Source organism: Pectobacterium parvum, from assembly GCF_020971565.1.
Lineage (GTDB): Bacteria > Pseudomonadota > Gammaproteobacteria > Enterobacterales > Enterobacteriaceae > Pectobacterium > Pectobacterium polare.
Map to the genome: position 1 here is coordinate 282926 of NZ_CP087392.1, position 18400 is coordinate 301325.

Here is an 18400-nt window from a genome sequence, read left to right on the forward strand (position 1 = left end):
CGAATTATTTAGCGTATAGTGTATGCTGTGCCCCGCATTATTCTCCCGTTATATAGGTTATCTTTTATGAAAGAGCAGGAAAAAGCAGAGATCAAACGCCTTAGCGACCAATTGGATAAGCTGACGCATAAGCAGACCACGCTGCTGGAACAAGGTGATGCTGAAGCAATCGCCCTCAATCTGGAGGCCTGCGAGAAGCTAACGGCTGAAATCGAGCGCCTGCGTAACGTGAGAGAACAGAAGCTCAGCAAAGAAGCACAGAAACTGGCGAACCTGCCTTTCAAACGTGCGATTACTAAAAAAGAGCAAGCTGATATGGGAACGTTGAAGAAAAGCGTTCGCGGTTTGGTGGTAGTGCACCCGATGACGGCTCTGGGGCGCGAGATGGATTTAAAAGAGATGACAGGCTTCGCGCCGAAACCGTTCTAAGGTTTCTTCTCTGCGCAGGCCGATGCTGGTGATAGATTCGTTGATGAAGCCCCTGTTTAACAGGGGCTTTGTCGTTTTTAGTACGTTGTAGTGTTGATATTAGCGCGGTGCGTGCAGACGATGCGTTTGGTCGGCAAACGCGATACCCGCTGGGGTGTCATCATGCTGCGAGTTTGCCAGACGGAAGACGGAAACCGCCTGCTTCAGCAGTCTTGCCTGCTCTTCCAGCGAGTCGGCAGCGGCAGAGGATTGTTCAACCAGTGCGGCGTTCTGCTGCGTGGTGCTGTCCATCTCAACAATTGCCTGGCTAACCTGGCTAATTCCCCGGCTTTGCTCATCCGATGCGGTAGCAATTTCACCCATGATGTCATGCACCTGCGTGATCGAGGTGACGATATCATTCATCGTTTTACCGGCATTGCCAACCAGCGTCGCTCCGCGTGATACCTGAGTAACCGATTCAGAGATCAAGCCTTCGATTTCCTTCGCGGCCTGAGAACTGCGCTGGGCAAGGCTACGGACTTCGCTGGCAACCACGGCAAATCCACGGCCTTGCTCACCGGCGCGGGCGGCTTCCACCGCGGCGTTCAATGCCAGAATGTTGGTCTGGAAGGCGATGCTGTTGATGACGGACGTGATTTCCGCGATACGCTTAGAACTGCTCTCAATCGCCGTCATGGTTTGCACCACGTTATTCACCTGCTCACCGCCTTGTTTTGCGGTTTGAGATGCGCTGATTGCCAGCTTGTTCGCGTGGTGTGCGTTATCCGCGTTTTGCTTAACCGTCGCGGTGAGCTGCTCCATGCTGGCGGCGGTTTGCTCAACGGCAGCGGCCTGCTGTTCGGTACGCGATGACAGGTCGGTGTTGCCCGCGACAATCTCGCTGGATGCGTTAGAAATCTGGCTGACGCCGACGCGAATGTCATCGATCATATTGTGCAGGTTGTCATTCATTTTCGACATCGCACTCATCAACTGACCCAGCTCATCTTTACGCGTCGTGTTGATGGACATGGTGAGATCGCCTGTTGCGATTTTTTCAGCCATGCGCAATGTGTTGCCAAGCGGTGTGGTGATCTGGCGTGAAATGAACCAGGAAATCAGCAGGCCAAGCAGTAGCGTAATCAGCGCAGCGATACTCATTTGCAGCGTTGCACTGCGAATATCTTCCTGCGATGCTGCTAACTGATCGCTAAGCAATCCTTTAACAACGCTGTTCAGCTGTTCGGCAACCCCCCGCATTTGCCCCGCCTGCGCCATTTCCTCCTCATAGGCCGGCATATAGGCCAGGACCTGCTCTTCATAATTGTTCATTATTGCCAGAACGGGAGACAGTGTTTCACGCTGTTCGGCAGACAGGCTTTGATACAGGAAGGTCAATGACGTTTGTGCTGCGTTGATGGCATCCGTCAGCTTTTCTTCAGATTCTTTATTGGTAGACAGTAATAATCCACGAACGTGGTAGCGGACGGAAATAAGTTTTTGGTTCAGGTCTGAAAGTAATAATTGAAGGTTAGCGCTGTTGTTGTCTATTTTTAATTGATCGTTAAGCTGTTCCAGTGGTTTTTCCGTTGTTGATATATTCCAACTTTTTCTGACGGCATCCTTTTTTCCCACTGCATTAATATAATTACTTTGTTTTTCCTGATAGCTGGTAATTAATGTTGGGATACTGGCTATTTTCTTGGTGTCGCTTTCTGGCCAGTTAAATTCTTTTGCCTTTTCAGCGAGTTTACTGACATTGGCAATGTGCTCAACGTTCTTTTTTATATCATCAGGATTGTAGGTGGTGCCGTATAATGCGCGGTAATATTTAGCCTGATTAATTTCATCATTAATATCGTTGCTTAAATTAACTTTATCAATACTGTCTTTCAGCGAGCCAATATGCATAATGCCCGCACCAGCAATCGCCATGGTCATCAGCAGAATCAGGAAAAAGCCTAATCCTAATTTTTTACCGACTTTTAGATTGTCAAAATTCATAGCCATCACATCCCACCACTATATCGTATTGAGTCGAATTCACTATCCTGATGCACACTTGCTTAGCGGTGTTAGCATCTCGGATTACCGCTTACCAAGCTTATCCCTGCACAACAACATGATAAAAACCCGCAGTAGATATCGGCACGCTACTCCGAAACTTTATGCGTTAGTGAGAGAGGAATGCCAGCGTACATGCTGCTCGACGTTTAGAGAGGGATAATAAAAAACTGGAATAACAGACTGTTATTCCAGTTTATATTCAAACGCAGAAGAGGCCTGATGGTATCAGGCACTCAACGGTTTTATTTTTGCGCGCTAGCGAAACGAGCAGCAGCTTCGTCCCAGTTCAACACGTTCCAGAATGCTTTAGCATAAGCTGGACGAAGGTTCTGATATTTCAGGTAGTAAGCGTGCTCCCATACGTCCAGACCGACGATTGGGTAGCCAGACGCACCAGAAACGGCTTCACCCATCAGCGGGCTGTCTTGGTTTGCAGTAGACACGACGGCCAGTTTGCCGTCGTCTTTCAGTACCAGCCACGCCCAGCCAGAACCAAAGCGGGTTGCTGCTGCTTGCTCAAATTTCTCTTTAAATGCATCAACGCTGCCGAAATCACGTTCGATGGCGGCTTTCAGATCGCCAGTCAGCGTCGTGCCTACTTTCAGGCCTTTCCAGAACAGGCTGTGGTTAACGTGGCCACCTGCGTTGTTACGCAGTGCTGTTCTTTTCTCCGCAGGAACTTTATCCAGTTGAGCGATCAGCTCTTCAGCAGACAATGCAGCCAGTTCAGGCAGAGATTCCAGCGCGGCGTTAGCATTATTGACGTAAGCCTGATGGTGTTTGGAATGGTGAATTTCCATCGTTTCTTTGTCGAAATGCGGTTCCAGTGCGTCATAAGCATAAGGCAGCGATGGCAGTGAATAACTCATGTTTAGCATCTCCATGGTAAAAAAAATGTTACGGCACTGTGTTGTTAGTACCGCGTAAGCAATACCTTCATTATAGTTAATTAAATGATATTGAAAATGATTATTCTCGAACGTGTGGCATGAATCAGATTGCTTTACTTCATGATAACAAACGCTTATGTCGTTATTGCACTATGTAAAAACAAATTAATCTATACCCGTCGCCTGCAAAACGCCGCTGCGCTGGTGGTGTATCTTACGTGCTCAGACGCTGCGGATGCGTGTAGATAGTCGCATGTCCCGGCCGACAAAAACCGACCAGCGTCAGGTTGCAACGCTGTGCGACCTCTACGGCCAGCGAGGTCGCCGCTGAGACAGCAAACAGGATTTCCACGCCGCACATGGCGGATTTTTGGACCATCTCATAGCTGGCTCGGCTGGAAACCAGCGCTGCGCCTTGCTGCCACCCCTGTTTCGCTCGGGTACCCAGCAGCTTATCCAGCGCGACATGGCGGCCGACGTCCTCACTCCCCCCGGACAGCGTGCCGTCTGGCGCGACCCAGCTTGCGGCGTGGGTGCAACCCGTCACTCGACCGATCTTCTGCACATCGCGCAGCCGCACCAGTGCATTTTCAAGTTTGCTAATGGAAAATGTCTGCGTGAAGGGCAGAGGCGCGATCGGTTTGCCGATTTCCGCAAGTTGCTCTACGCCACATACGCCGCAGCCTGTGCGGCCATCCATCGCCCGGCGGCGTTCTTTTAGCCCAGCGAAGCGTCGGCTCGAAAGCTCAATCTGTACTTCGATGCCGTTACAGGCGGTCTGTACATCAATGCCGTAGATATCAGCCGGTGATTGAATAATGCCTTCAGATAAGGAAAACCCGAGAGCGAACTCCTCCAGTTCCTTCGGTGAGGCCATCATAACGATATGCGATATGCCGTTATAAACCAACGCAACGGGCACCTCTTCCGCCAGCCAGTCAGACTGTGGCTGATGCAGCGAATCGAGATGATAGACTGAATGTTGCGTTGCGCCTTCAAGGGCGGCATCCGCTGGTAAATGAACCCCTTCCACCTGAAATACCTGCATGTTAGTAACCCTGGAAATTAAAAGTATTATACCCGTCATACTTCAAGTTGCATGTGCGTTGGCTGCACTCAAATACTCGGCCCGTCGTGGGCCTCGCCCTGAAGGGCCGCTGCAAGCAGCGTTCAAATCTGCTCCTGGCAGATTTGTCACCCGAATCACTTACCTGAGTAAGCTCATCGGGATGCCTTCTCTTGCCGCCTGCCTGAAACTCGAATTATTTAGGGTATATCTCACTGTGCCTGAAGGGATGCGACTTTTTCTCGTAAGAAACTGTGCGTTAACTCGAAGAGTTGCCTTCTTCTCTGGCCGAATCCTGTCGCTAACCCCATACCCCGTATAGGCTTAATTTAACTGCTTACTGTTTGCCTCTTTTTTCACTGCGGCATGGCCGCTCACCCAGAAATGCAAAGGAGACTGAAATGGCGCACGATAATCTCGAAGGCCGATCCGCATCTGGCGAATATGGCTCTCTCAATCTGAAAAAACGCTATGACAATTTTATCGGCGGAGCCTGGGTACCACCTGACGCTGGTCAGTATTTTGTCAATTTGACGCCAGTAACTGGCCAACAGCTGTGTGAAGTGGCCAGTTCGTCAACGCGAGATATTGACCACGCGCTGGATGCCGCTCACAAGGCAAAAGCGGAATGGGGTGGCCTGTCGGTGCAGGAACGCGCATTGGTGCTTAACCGAATCGCTGACCGGATGGAGCAAAATCTTGAGCTGCTGGCGCAGGTGGAAACCTGGGATAACGGTAAACCGATACGCGAAACTAGCGGGGCGGATGTGCCGCTGGCGATTGACCACTTTCGCTATTTCGCGGCCTGTATCCGCGCGCAAGAAGGGGGAATTAGCGAAATTGATGGCGATACCGTGGCCTATCATTTTCATGAGCCTCTCGGCGTTGTCGGGCAAATCATTCCCTGGAATTTCCCGCTGCTAATGGCCTGTTGGAAGATGGCACCAGCGCTGGCTGCCGGTAACTGTATTGTGCTGAAACCCGCCAAGCTGACGCCGATGTCAGTGTTGATTTTGATGGAGCTGATTCAGGATCTGCTGCCACCAGGTGTCATCAATGTCGTTAATGGGTCGGGCAGTAAAATTGGTGAATATCTGGCGACGTCGAAACGCGTTGCGAAAGTGGCATTCACCGGGTCGACCGAGGTAGGCCAGCAGATCATGAGTTATGCGGCGCAGAACGTGACGCCAGTAACGCTGGAGCTGGGCGGCAAATCGCCGAACATCTTCTTTGCCGATGTGATGGACAAGGAAGACAGCTTCTTTGACAAAGTGCTTGAAGGCTTCACGCTGTTTGCCTTCAATCAGGGCGAGGTCTGTACCTGTCCGAGCCGCGCGCTGGTGCAGGAATCTATCTACGATCGTTTTATGGAACGGGCAATCAAGCGCGTTGAGGCTATCCGCATCGGTAACCCACTGGATAGCAAAACGATGATGGGGGCGCAGGTGTCCGCAGGTCAGCTTGACACCATCCTTAACTACATTGATATCGGTAAGAAAGAGGGCGCACGCGTGCTCACGGGCGGCCAGCGCAAGGCGATGCCGAGCGGGCTGGCAGAAGGATACTATCTGGAGCCGACGATCTTGTTCGGTAAAAACAGTATGCGCGTCTTCCAGGAGGAAATTTTCGGACCGGTGCTGGCAGTCACGACCTTCAAAACGATGGATGACGCACTGGAGATCGCCAACGATACGGAATACGGTCTGGGGGCTGGCGTGTGGAGCCGCAACGGCAATATCGCTTACCGGATGGGGCGCGGTATTCAGGCTGGGCGCGTTTGGACCAACTGCTATCATGCCTATCCGGCGCATGCGGCGTTCGGCGGTTACAAGCAGTCCGGTATCGGGCGTGAAAACCATAAAATGATGCTGGAACACTATCAGCAAACCAAGTGCTTGTTGGTGAGTTACTCTGATAAGCCGATGGGGCTGTTCTAACACCATACTCCATAAGATCCTGCGCGCGCTTGCCACTGGGGTGAGCGCGCATCGCTTTAAATTCATGCGAGTTTTCCGTATGAACCTGCCCTTGTCACTCAGACTTTCCCGATTGTTGAGCGCTGGTTGTGGATAGTTGCTGGTTGTTAATAATCGATTGTGTCAGCGCTTAACAACGGCTACGCTGTTTTGAATAGCGCTTTTCTTTCAAGAGGTTGTGCATGACGGATAAGATCGGCTGGATTGATAACCTGCGGGCGCTGGCCTGCATGATGGTCGTTCTGATTCATAGCACAACGTACTATATTACGGCGGGTGGCACGCCGGGCGACGGGCACTGGGATGTAGCGAATATCCTGAATTCTGCCTCGCGCGTCTGCGTTCCGCTGTTTTTCATGATCTCGGGCTATTTATTCTTTGGTGAACGTCGAGCGGGGAAGAAGCATTTTCTGCGTATCGGCTTATGTCTGCTTTTCTACAGTACGGTCGCGCTGATCTATATTGCGACGCTCACGCCAATTAATGGTCTGAATTCATTGCATCTTGCGCTGCAAAAACCGATCTTTTATCATTTGTGGTTTTTCTACGCGATTATCGTGATTTATCTGCTTTCTCCGCTTATTACCATCAAGCCGGTATCAGGTAAGTATTTAGCTGTCTTGATTATCTTGCTGGCCGTTGTCGCTAACCCCAGTACGGGGCGAGTGGAATTTGAAGGGTTTAAATTACTGCCCGTTAACCTCTATATTTACGGCGATACGTTTTACTATGTGCTGTACGCCGCGCTGGGGCGTGCGCTGGGCGTGCTGGAAGTACCAAAGAAAGTCGTGCTAGCTGCTATCCCCTTCTTCATTGCGTGTGTCGCGTTGATTGCGATGGGAACGAAGCACCACACATTACTGAACGAGACGTTCACCCAGACGTTTTACATCTACTGCGGCCCGCTAGTGTTTCTGGCTGCGGTCAGCCTTCTGGTGGTGTTTAAGCATTACGGTAGCCAACGGATTTTACCAGGCTTTGCCACTATTTCGCGCCACTCGCTGGCGATTTACGGCTTCCACGCGCTGATCATTCACTATCTGCGCACGCATGATGTGATGCTGCCAGCTCACCCGGTTCTCAACATCTTCTCTGTTTTTGCCATCGCGCTGGGGGCCAGCCTGCTGCTTTCGATGGCGCTACAGAAAATCGATGTGCGACGCTGGGTGAGTTGACGATACTAACCTACATCAGCGGACTAAGCTGCTGGTAGAGTGCTTTAAATGTACGCCTCCGTTCGGCATAGTCGGCGTGACGCTGGGGATCCGGTTGATGAATCTGTTCCAGCGGTAGCGGTGGCAGAAGGTCTGCCAGTGGCGTGTGTGGATGCATGGCGATTTGCGCCAGACGCGCGGCACCCAGTGCAGGGCCGACATCCCCTCCTGTGCGGTACTCCAGCGTTTGACCGCTGATATCCGCCAGCATTTGCCGCCAGTAGGCGCTGCGTGCGCCGCCGCCAATCAGCGTAATGCTATCGGGTTTGAGCCCCGTCATATGCAGTGCATCCATGCCGTCGGCAAGCGCAAAGCCCACACCTTCCAATACGGCTTTTGCCAGTTCCGGGCGGCCATGCTGATGGGTGAGCCCCCAGAATGCGCCTTTGGCATCGGGATTATTGTGCGGCGTGCGTTCGCCGGAAAGATAGGGCAAGAACCACACTGGCGTTATTGTGTCATCGACTGGCGTCGAGGCGATTTCCTGTAGCAGCGCGGGAACGCTCTCTGCGTGCGTCAGGCGGGCGACCCAGTCGAGGCAGGAGGCAGCGCTTAGCATTACGGACATCAGGTGCCAGGTATTCGGCAACGCGTGGCAGAAACTGTGGACGGCATGCTGCGGATTGCTGAGAAAGCCGTCGCTGACGGCGAAGTAAACGCCGGATGTGCCGAGAGACAGCATCGCCTGACCGGTTTGATACAGCCCGACGCCAATCGCGCCTGCCGCGTTATCCCCACCGCCAGCAATGACGGGGACGGGCTCCATACCCCAGCGGCTGGCGATGTCAGCTCGCAGATAGCCGGTAATCTGGCTGCCTTCATACAGCGTGGGCATATGTTTGCGGTTCAGCGAGCAGGCTTCCAGTAGGGTATCGCTCCAGTCTCGTTTGGCAACGTCTAGCCAAAGCGTTCCAGCCGCATCGGACATATCGCTGGCAAATTCCCCTGTCAGACGCCAGCGGAGATAGTCTTTCGGCAGCAGAACTTTGTCGATTTGACGAAAGATATCACTTTCGTTTTCTTGCACCCATTTCAGCTTGGGCGCGGTAAAGCCCGGCATCATCAGGTTGCCGGTAATCTGACGCGATGTTGGTACCAACTGTTCCAGCGTTCGGCATTGAGCCGCGCTGCGTCCGTCATTCCAAAGAATCGCAGGGCGCAGTACGTTCTGGCGAGCATCCAGCAAGGTCGCCCCGTGCATTTGCCCGGTCAACCCCAGCGCTTTCACGGCACGAAGGCTATGTGCTGCCGCCAACCCCTGTAGTGCCTGGTCGGTTGCCTGCCACCAGTCTTCAGGCGCTTGCTCTGACCAGAGCGGATGCGGGCGGGAAATGCTCAGCGCGGCGCTATGGCTGGCAACTACCTTGCCTGCTTCATCCAGCAGGATGGCTTTCACACCGGAAGTACCCAGATCAATACCGATATACATAGTGGCTCCTGATAAGCCTCTGCGACAGGGTTTAGTCTGTCGCAGTAGGTGTGGCGTAGATGAGCGTACCGTTTTAGCCAAATAGATGGCGGTTAACCAGATTTTCCAGCAATTCCTGCTGGCCACTCTGGTGCTGCGGTGCCAGTTGATGGCTTTCCGCATAGCGGGTAAGCGATTCCAGCGAGGCCTTACCTTGCAGGATTTGCTGACCCAGTTCCCCGTTCCAGCCCGCATAGCGTCTAGCGACCAGCTGATTGAGCTTATCATCTTCAATCATTCTGGCGGCAGCCTTGAGCGCCAGTGCCATCGTATCCATCGCGCCGATATGCGCATGGAAAAGGTCATAGCGATCGGTACTCTGGCGGCGAACTTTGGCATCAAAGTTTAGGCCACCTGTTGTGAAGCCACCCGCTTTGAGAATTTCGTACATGATCAGCGCGTTCTCTTCCACGCTGTTAGGGAACTGATCGGTGTCCCAGCCGAGTTGCGGATCGCCGCGGTTTGCATCGACAGATCCGAAAATACCCAGCGCGACAGCGGTGGCGATTTCATGATGGAAGGAATGGCCTGCCAGCGTAGCGTGGTTGGCTTCCACGTTGACTTTAATCTCTTTTTCCAGCCCAAACTGCTTCAGGAAACCATAAACGGTGGCGACATCATAATCGTATTGGTGTTTGGTCGGTTCCTGCGGCTTCGGTTCGATGAGCAGCGTGCCCTGAAAGCCGATTTTGTGTTTATGCTCGACGACCATCTGCATGAAGCGGCCAATCTGTTCACGTTCCTGACGCAGGTCGGTATTGAGCAGGGTTTCATATCCCTCACGCCCGCCCCACAGCACATAGTTTTCGCCCCCCAGTTTTTGGGTCGCGTTCATGGCGGTGAACACCTGCGTGGCGGCCCAGGCAAAGACGTCTGGGTCAGGATTGGTGGCTGCGCCTGCGCCGTAGCGGGGAGGGGTGAAACAGTTAGCGGTGCCCCACAGCAGCTTCACACCGCTATCCTGTTGTTTTTCCGCCAGTACATCAGTAATGACCGCAAAGTTATGCAGATACTCTTTCAGTGAGTTCCCTTCCGGCGCAACATCGACGTCATGAAAGCAGTAGTAAGGCATGCTGAGCTTTTGAAAAAATTCGAATGCGATATCCGCCTTGCGCTTCGCCAGCTCCAGCGCGTCGCCTGACTGCTGCCACGGCCGGGCAAAAGAGCCGACACCGAACATATCCGCGCCGTTCCAGCAGAACGTGTGCCAATACGCGACGGCAAAACGTAAGTGGTCCGCCATACGTTTACCGAGAATTTCCTGATCGGGGTTGTAGTGACGAAAGGCGAAGGAATTGTTGCTTTGGTTACCTTCATAACGGACTTTTTCGATCTGTTCAAAATAGGCTTGCATCGTTAACTCCTTAGAAACCACCCAGACGGAAGAGACGGGAATGTGATTAATTTTCGGAGTGGATGAGTGTTTCCTCAATTACGTTATTTCACACTGAAATTCAGAGAATTATTAAATGTGCGCTGTATCGCAAAAATAACGGTGTTTTACTCTGAATACGCTTCGCAATAGGTAACAAAATGAAAATGTGACACGACAATAAAATATGACCCGTATCAAAAAACGGAAATTAAACCAAAAAACATAATTGGAGGATAAAAATCTGTAATTGATGGAGGGATGTTTAGCGACAATACTTTGCTGGCGATTGGAGTCTTAGGCCCTGCATCTTAAATAAAAAAGGTACTCTATGATGAAAGTTAACCATTTTTTACTCTCAGCTTGTGCCGTATTCATTCTTGCTTGTCAGCCCGGATTCGCGAAGGACGTTAAAATAGGCATGGCGATTGATGATTTGCGTCTTGAGCGTTGGCAGAAAGATCGCGATCTTTTTGTTGAGCAAGCCAAAAAGCAGGGCGCTGATGTTTTTGTTCAATCAGCAAACGGCAATGAAGCGACGCAAATTTCTCAAATAGAAAACATGATTAATCGCGGTGTCGATGTATTAGTGATTATTCCTTATAACGGTCAGGTACTTGGTAATGTTATTGCGGAAGCAAAACGTGAGGGAATAAAAGTGCTTGCTTACGATCGCATGATTAATAATGCGGACGTGGATTTTTATATTTCATTTGATAATGAGAAGGTTGGCGAACTACAGGCGAAATATCTCGTCGATAAAGTGCCTGGCGGGAACTATTTCTTAATGGGGGGCTCACCGGTCGATAATAATGCGAAACTGTTTCGTCAGGGGCAAATGAAAGTGCTCACGCCACTGATCGAGAGTGGGAAAATAAAAGTGGTCGGCGATCAGTGGGTTGATGCCTGGCTACCAGAGAACGCGCTGAAAATTATGGAAAATGCGCTAACGGCGAACAGCAATAAGATTGATGCTGTTGTGGCGTCGAACGATGCCACGGCGGGTGGGGCGATTCAGGCGCTTGCCGCACAGGGATTGGCAGGGAAAGTGGCGATTTCTGGTCAGGATGCCGATCTGGCGGCAATCAAACGTATTGTGGCAGGCACGCAAACCATGACGGTCTATAAGCCGATCAGCAAGCTGGCGAAAGACGCCGCAGATATTGCCGTGGCGCTCGGTTCCGATAAAGCCCCGGAATCCAACGCTAAATTAAACAATGGGTTGAAAGACATTCCTTCCTTCTTACTGACCCCAATTCCCGTCGATAAATCCAATATCGATTCCACCGTCATTGCCGATGGCTTCCACAAAAAAGCGGATGTGTATTAACGCACTCCACCGCCAATAGATTTCAGGATGTAGGAAAGAGGATTACCGAGCCACGACATAACGTTGTGGCTTGCCACTGTCGCAGGCGAGGCCTGAGACACCTGAATCACGGAGGCCATGATGCCGCATCTGCTGGAAATGAAAAACATCACCAAGGCGTTTGGCGTGGTGAAAGCCGTAGACAACGTTAGCCTGATGCTGGACGCGGGTCAGGTCTTGTCGCTGTGTGGCGAGAATGGCTCAGGGAAATCCACCTTAATGAAGGTGCTGTGTGGCATTTACCCGTATGGCAGCTATGACGGGCAGATCGTGTTCTCTGGCGACGAGCTGCGCGCTAACCATATTCGCGATACGGAGCAAAAAGGCATCGCGATCATTCATCAGGAACTGGCGCTGGTGAAAGAGATGACGGTGCTGGAGAACCTCTTTTTGGGTAACGAGTGGACGCGTTTTGGCGTGATGGATTACGACAATATGTACCTCCGCTGCCAGCGCATGCTGGAGCAGGTCAAGCTGGCCGTTGACCCGAATACCAAAGTGGGTGAGCTTGGATTAGGCCAGCAGCAACTGGTGGAAATCGCCAAAGCGCTAAACAAGCAGGTGCGTCTGCTGGTGTTGGATGAGCCAACGGCCTCATTGACCGAACGGGAGACCGCAATCCTGCTGGAGATCATTCAGGATCTGCGCGATCACGGTATCGCCTGCATCTATATCTCGCACAAGCTCAACGAAGTTAAAGCCATTTCTGATGTGATTTGTGTGATTCGCGACGGGAAGCCGATTGGTACGCGTCCGGCGGTCGAGCTGAGCGAAGACCAGATCATCGCCATGATGGTGGGGCGGGAACTGACGGAGCTTTATCCCAATGAACCGCATGTCGTTGGTGAAGAAGTGCTGCGCGTAGAACACCTGACCGCCTGGCACCCTGTGAATCGCCACATTCGTCGGGTAGATGATGTCTCGTTTGCTCTACATCGAGGCGAAATTCTCGGCATTGCTGGGCTGGTTGGGTCAGGGCGTACGGAAACGGTGCAGTGCCTGTTTGGTGCCTATCACGGCCATTGGCAGGGCGACATTTTTATTGACGGTAAGCCAGTGACCATCAGCAATTGCCAACAGGCGATGGCACTGGGTATTGCGATGGTGCCGGAGGATCGTAAGAAGGACGGCATAGTCCCGGTGATGAGCGTGGCGCAGAACATGACGCTGGCGGCCCTCGACCAATTCACAGGGGCGTTTTCCATGCTGGATGATGCCCGTGAGCAGGACATCATCCGGCAGTCGCTAGCGAACCTGAAAGTGAAAACCTCCAGCCCGGAACTGGCGATTGCCCGGTTAAGCGGCGGCAACCAGCAAAAAGCGGTGCTGGCGAAATGTCTGCTGTTGAACCCCCGCATTCTGATTCTCGATGAACCCACGCGCGGCATCGACATCGGTGCCAAATATGAAATCTATAAGCTCATTAATGCGCTGGTAAAACAGCACATTGCCGTCATTGTCATTTCTTCTGAATTGCCCGAAGTGCTGGGATTGAGCGATCGGGTATTGGTGATGCATCAGGGGCGGATCAAAGCGGATTTGGTCAATCGTGCTTTAACTCAGGAACAGGTTATGGAAGCTGCATTGAGGAGTGAACATCGTGCTGAAAACATCGCAGTCTGAACAACAACATATCGCCGGCTCTGCCTTGATGCTGCAACGGTTGAAAAGCATCAATCTTCAGGTCTACGTGATGATTGCCGCCATCATCGCCATCATGCTCTTTTTCACCTACATGACCGATGGGGCGTATCTCAGCGCACGTAATCTTTCCAATCTGCTGAGGCAAACGGCGATCACCGGCATTCTGGCGGTCGGTATGGTGTTTGTCATTATCTCCGCTGAAATCGATCTGTCGGTCGGCTCGATGCTGGGGTTACTGGGCGGGGCGGCGGCGATTTTTGATGTCTGGTTTGGCTGGCCCTTGCCGTTGACCATCGTCGTGACGCTCGCGCTGGGATTATTGCTGGGCGCGTGGAATGGCTGGTGGGTCGCCTACCGGAAAGTCCCTTCGTTTATCGTGACGCTGGCGGGGATGCTGGCTTTTCGCGGCATTCTGATTGGCATCACCAACGGGACCACGGTTTCCCCGACCAGCGAAGCAATGTCGCAGATTGGGCAAAGCTATCTGCCTTCCGGTATAGGTTTTATGTTCGGTGCCATCGGACTAATGGTGTTTATTGCCTGGCAGTGGCGTCGGCGCAGCAGTCGCGCCCGATTAGGGTTACCGGTAAACCCACCCGCAGGCGATATTGGCCGTCAGACATTTACGGCACTGGTGGTGCTGGGCGCGATCTATCTGCTGAATGACTATCGCGGGGTGCCAACGCCGGTTCTGGTGCTGACGCTGTTGATGCTGGGTGGTATTTTTCTGGCGACGAGAACCGCGTTTGGCCGCCGTATCTATGCCGTGGGCGGGAATATCGATGCTGCCCGCCTATCGGGCGTGAATGTCGAGCGCACCAAAATGGCGGTGTTTGCGATTAATGGCTTGATGGTCGCAGTTGCCGGGCTGATTCTCAGTTCACGACTGGGGGCGGGTTCGCCATCCGCCGGGAACATTGCCGAGCTGGATGCGATTGCCGCCTGCGTGATTGGCGGCACCAGTCTGGCGGGCGGCATTGGTAGTGTCGCGGGCGCGGTGATGGGGGCATTTATCATGGCGTCGCTGGATAACGGGATGAGCATGCTGGATGTGCCGACGTTCTGGCAATACGTCGTTAAAGGCGGAATCCTGCTGTTGGCGGTGTGGATGGATACCGCAACAAAGCGGCGTGTATGACGCAACGTCGAGTCTGCTAAGGAAATACGTGGCGGCTCGCAATAATCAGCAATTTATTTTGGCCTCTTGGGGCGCTGTGCTATTCAAGGAAGAAGACTTTATTCAAGGAACTTGCGATTAATGAGCGCCCACTGCCATGTTTGAAAAACGCTATCGCATCACGCTGCTGTTCAACGCCAATAAAGTGTATGACCGTCAGGTGGTTGAAGGCGTTGGCGAGTATTTACAGGCTTCCCAGTGTGACTGGGACATCTTCATTGAAGAGGATTTCCGTTGCCGCATTGATAACATCAAAGAATGGCTGGGCGACGGCGTGATTGCCGATTTTGACGATGGCGAGATCAAGCGGCTGCTACAGGATGTGAATGTTCCGCTGGTGGGGGTGGGCGGTTCTTACCATCAGCCCGAAGATTATCCGCCCGTGCATTATATCGCGACAGATAATTATGCACTGGTGGAAAGCGCGTTTATGCACCTCAAAGAGAAAGGGCTGAACCGCTTTGCGTTTTATGGCCTGCCGGCATCGGGCGGGAAAGGCTGGGCGCAGGAACGGGAGCACGCTTTCCGACAACTGGTTGCGGCAGAAAAGTATCAAGGCGTGGTGTATCAGGGAATGGAAACCTCGCCGGATAACTGGCAATACGCGCAAAATCGGCTGGCTGACTGGGTGCAGGGGTTGCCGCCGCAGACGGGAATTATCGCGGTGACGGATTCCCGCGCGCGCCATCTGCTGCAAGTCTGCGAACACCTGAATATTGCCGTACCGGAAAAGCTGTGCGTCATCGGGATCGATAACGAAGATCTGATTCGCTACCTTTCACGCGTTGCGCTCTCGTCGGTAGCGCAGGGTACACGCCAAATGGGATATCGTGCAGCGAAACTGCTGCACCAACTGCTGTTGAATCAGTCTGATGTACCGCTACAGCGTATTTTGGTGCCGCCAGTTCGGGTGGTTGAGCGTCGCTCAACGGATTATCGCTCCGTGCACGATCCTGCTGTGATTCAGGCGATGCATTTTATCCGCTATCACGCCTGCAAAGGGATTAAGGTCGAGCAGGTGCTGGATGCGGTAGGGATTTCCCGCTCGAACCTGGAAAAACGCTTCAAAGACGAAGTCGGCCAGACCATTCACGGCATGATTCATGAGGAGAAGCTGGATCGGGCGCGTAACTTGCTAATATCGACCTCACTCTCGATTGGTGAGATCTCATTGATGTGTGGCTACCCTTCGCTGCCCTATTTTTATGCCGTCTTTAAGAAAGGGTATGACATCACGCCGAAAGAGTATCGCGAGCGTTATGGGGAAGGTTATTAAGGCTATCTATAAAAGAAGGTCATGCTGGAAGGTCACACAGGAAGGCGCGAGGGTGCGCGCCTTATCATTCGGTTGGTGAACGGTTACGCTGGCACGCGCCAGTAATCGTAATCGATGTGCTCAACCTGGAAGTTGGCGTTTTCTTTGTCACCGGTCAGACGGCTGGCGATGGTAAAGGCAAAGTCGAATGTGACCCCCAGCCCCTTGCCGCTGATCAGATTGCCGTCTTCCACGACTTTCTCGTCAACATAAACGCCATCGGTCACGTCCTGCCATAAATTCCCAGAGCAAACGTAGCGGCGGCCTTTCAGCAGTTTGTTACCCCCCAGCACGCGAGCGGCTGCGGAGCATAGTGGGCAAATCAGTTTCCCCGCGTCGTCGTGGCGACGGATAAACTCGACGACCATCGGGTTTGCGGCCAGATTTACCGTTCCCTGTGGGCCGCCAGGAATGACTACGGCATCAAACAGCGTGTCCTGGCTTCTTTCCAGCAGAGCATCGGCAAACATGCGAATATTGTGATAACTGTGCAGCTCCAGTCTGTCATAGCATGACAGCATGGTGACTTCTATCTTCATACGGTGCAGTACATCAATCACCATAATCGCTTCTGCTTCTTCAAACCCAGGAGCCAGCAGAACGGCGACTTTCTTAGACATAGCATCTCCAGCGATATGCAAGGGAAGGTGTTAACCGCAAGAGAATAGCAAAGAAATATCGACAAAATGAAACGATGTTTTATTAATGTCGAGTGGGTCGCGTAAACGATTTTTGCTGCTTAGCCTGAAGAGAAGATAGCGCTATACTTGCTAACTTGGTCGTGAATTGGCCACGAATTTTTTTGCATGAAAGTATGACTCTTCTCTTCCTGTCCCGCCAAAAAGATGTTTAAATTATCACTCACTTATTTTGCATAAATATGCATTTGTGAGTGTGTCGATGTTGGTCATCGACCGGCCCGTTTGATGCAGGATGTGCACAGGGCCCGAACGCTCATAAATGTATGGCGTAACATAATGGTGTGGGCGACTCAGCTTATATCCAGAGATCTTTCGAGCAGGGATTATATATATGACAACGATTCTCAAGCATCTTCCGGTTGGTCAGCGTATTGGTATTGCGTTCTCGGGTGGTCTGGATACCAGCGCTGCACTGCTTTGGATGCGTCAAAAAGGCGCGGTTCCTTATGCGTATACCGCGAACCTGGGGCAGCCAGACGAGGATGACTACGAGGAAATCCCACGTCGGGCTATGGAATACGGCGCAGAAAATGCTCGCCTGATCGATTGCCGTAAGCAACTGGTTGCTGAAGGTATCGCTGCGATTCAGTGTGGCGCATTCCACAACACGACGGCGGGCGTGACCTATTTCAACACCACGCCGCTGGGCCGTGCGGTTACCGGTACGATGCTGGTTGCTGCAATGAAAGAAGACGGTGTAAACATCTGGGGCGACGGCAGCACCTATAAAGGCAACGATATTGAACGTTTCTATCGTTACGGCCTGCTGACTAATGCTGAACTGAAGATTTACAAGCCGTGGCTGGATACCGATTTTATTGATGAGCTGGGCGGCCGTCAGGAGATGTCCGAGTTTATGTCACAGGCAGGGTTCGGCTATAAAATGTCGGCCGAGAAAGCCTATTCCACCGATTCTAACATTCTGGGTGCGACGCATGAAGCGAAGGATCTGGAATTCCTGAATTCCAGCGTCAAAATCGTTAACCCGATTATGGGCGTGAAGTTCTGGGACGAAAACGTCAAAGTGCCGGCAGAAGAAGTGACCATTCGTTTTGAACGCGGTCACCCGGTTGCGTTGAACGGCAAGACCTTTGCCGATGACGTTGAACTGATGTTGGAAGCGAATCGCATCGGTGGCCGTCACGGTCTGGGCATGAGCGATCAGATCGAAAACCGTATCATTGAAGCGAAAAGCCGTGGCATCTATGAAGCGCCGGGAATGGCACTGCTGCACATTGCCTATGAGCGTCTGGTCACCGGTATCCACAACGAAGACACCATCGAGCAATACCACGCCAATGGCCGTCAACTGGGTCGTTTCCTGTATCAGGGACGCTGGTTCGATTCTCAGGCGCTGATGCTGCGTGATTCTTCTCAGCGTTGGATCGCCAGCGCCATCACGGGTGAGGTTACGCTGGAGCTGCGTCGTGGTAATGATTACTCCATCATGAACACCGTGTCTGACAATCTGACCTATAAGCCAGAACGTCTGACCATGGAGAAAGGCGACTCGGTCTTCTCGCCAGACGACCGTATCGGCCAACTGACCATGCGCAATCTGGATATTACCGACACGCGTGAAAAACTGTTTAATTATGCTGAAACGGGCTTGCTCTCTTCCTCCGCCAGCACGGGTTTGCCGCAGGTAGGGCAACTGCAGGATAAAGCAGAGAAGTAACGCACAGATTGAGTAATATAAAAATCCGGAATCGTCTCGCGTTTCCGGATTT

The 18400-nt window shown here is 52.3% G+C and carries 15 protein-coding genes; 8 read left to right on the top strand and 7 right to left on the bottom strand.

From position 1 onward, the window contains the following. Positions 1-66 precede the first annotated feature (66 nt). Entirely contained in the window at positions 67-429 is a 363-nt protein-coding gene (locus LOZ86_RS01215) for a YibL family ribosome-associated protein (RefSeq protein WP_039483242.1), read from the top strand. Between the two features lie 99 nt (positions 430-528). On the opposite strand, the gene LOZ86_RS01220 is transcribed toward LOZ86_RS01215, so the two are convergent. The 3 genes from LOZ86_RS01220 to fdhD all read right to left on the bottom strand — a co-directional run bounded on the left by LOZ86_RS01220 (position 529) and on the right by fdhD (position 4416). Then, positions 529-2421, bottom strand: coding sequence for a methyl-accepting chemotaxis protein (locus tag LOZ86_RS01220; RefSeq protein ID WP_039483240.1), 1893 nt, complete (start codon positions 2419-2421; stop codon positions 529-531). 299 nt (positions 2422-2720) lie between these two features. After that, complete coding sequence (gene sodA / locus LOZ86_RS01225) at positions 2721-3347, bottom strand: superoxide dismutase [Mn] (RefSeq protein ID WP_039483238.1); 627 nt, start codon at positions 3345-3347, stop codon at positions 2721-2723. A 235-nt stretch (positions 3348-3582) separates the two neighbouring features. Further along, positions 3583-4416 (bottom strand): formate dehydrogenase accessory sulfurtransferase FdhD, encoded by an 834-nt coding sequence (gene fdhD / locus LOZ86_RS01230; RefSeq protein WP_039483236.1) that lies wholly within the window; start codon positions 4414-4416, stop codon positions 3583-3585. A 419-nt stretch (positions 4417-4835) separates the two neighbouring features. Between fdhD and exaC the strand changes: the two genes are divergently transcribed. Together exaC and LOZ86_RS01240 are read left to right on the top strand one after the other, a co-directional pair. Further along, positions 4836-6371, top strand: coding sequence for an acetaldehyde dehydrogenase ExaC (gene exaC / locus LOZ86_RS01235; protein WP_039483235.1), 1536 nt, complete (start codon positions 4836-4838; stop codon positions 6369-6371). Between the two features lie 221 nt (positions 6372-6592). Next, a complete protein-coding gene (locus LOZ86_RS01240) occupies positions 6593-7585 on the top strand; it encodes an acyltransferase (RefSeq protein WP_039483233.1) in 993 nt (330 codons plus the stop codon). 10 nt (positions 7586-7595) lie between these two features. On the opposite strand, the gene xylB is transcribed toward LOZ86_RS01240, so the two are convergent. Both xylB and xylA read right to left on the bottom strand, forming a co-directional pair. After that, positions 7596-9053, bottom strand: a complete 1458-nt coding sequence (xylB, locus tag LOZ86_RS01245) for a xylulokinase (RefSeq protein WP_039483230.1) — start codon at positions 9051-9053, stop codon at positions 7596-7598. 73 nt (positions 9054-9126) lie between these two features. Continuing rightward, positions 9127-10446 (bottom strand): xylose isomerase, encoded by a 1320-nt coding sequence (gene xylA / locus LOZ86_RS01250; protein WP_230242777.1) that lies wholly within the window; start codon positions 10444-10446, stop codon positions 9127-9129. 352 nt (positions 10447-10798) lie between these two features. Here xylA and xylF point away from each other — a divergent pair, with 352 nt between their 5' ends. Then, entirely contained in the window at positions 10799-11794 is a 996-nt protein-coding gene (xylF, locus tag LOZ86_RS01255) for a D-xylose ABC transporter substrate-binding protein (protein WP_039483224.1), read from the top strand. Here the strand turns inward: xylF and LOZ86_RS21325 are convergent. After that, positions 11791-11913 (bottom strand): hypothetical protein, encoded by a 123-nt coding sequence (locus tag LOZ86_RS21325; RefSeq protein ID WP_258210311.1) that lies wholly within the window; start codon positions 11911-11913, stop codon positions 11791-11793. The genes xylF and LOZ86_RS21325 overlap by 4 nt on opposite strands. Before the next feature lies 1 nt (position 11914). Between LOZ86_RS21325 and LOZ86_RS01260 the strand changes: the two genes are divergently transcribed. The 3 genes from LOZ86_RS01260 (at position 11915) to xylR (ending at position 15930) form a co-directional block, all read left to right on the top strand. Next, positions 11915-13456, top strand: coding sequence for a xylose ABC transporter ATP-binding protein (locus LOZ86_RS01260; protein WP_039483221.1), 1542 nt, complete (start codon positions 11915-11917; stop codon positions 13454-13456). A gap of 28 nt (positions 13457-13484) precedes the next feature. Further along, entirely contained in the window at positions 13485-14615 is a 1131-nt protein-coding gene (xylH, locus tag LOZ86_RS01265) for a xylose ABC transporter permease XylH (protein ID WP_230243142.1), read from the top strand. Positions 14616-14751: 136 nt separating this feature from the next. Then, a complete protein-coding gene (xylR, locus tag LOZ86_RS01270; RefSeq protein ID WP_039483217.1) occupies positions 14752-15930 on the top strand; it encodes a D-xylose utilization transcriptional activator XylR in 1179 nt (392 codons plus the stop codon). A gap of 83 nt (positions 15931-16013) precedes the next feature. Here the strand turns inward: xylR and LOZ86_RS01275 are convergent, their stop codons facing one another. After that, on the bottom strand, positions 16014-16589 hold the full coding sequence (locus LOZ86_RS01275; RefSeq protein WP_039483215.1) for a DJ-1/PfpI family protein: 576 nt from the start codon (positions 16587-16589) through the stop codon (positions 16014-16016). 412 nt (positions 16590-17001) lie between these two features. Between LOZ86_RS01275 and argG the strand changes: the two genes are divergently transcribed. Beyond that, positions 17002-18348, top strand: coding sequence for an argininosuccinate synthase (gene argG / locus LOZ86_RS01280; protein WP_039483212.1), 1347 nt, complete (start codon positions 17002-17004; stop codon positions 18346-18348). Positions 18349-18400: the final 52 nt, after the last annotated feature.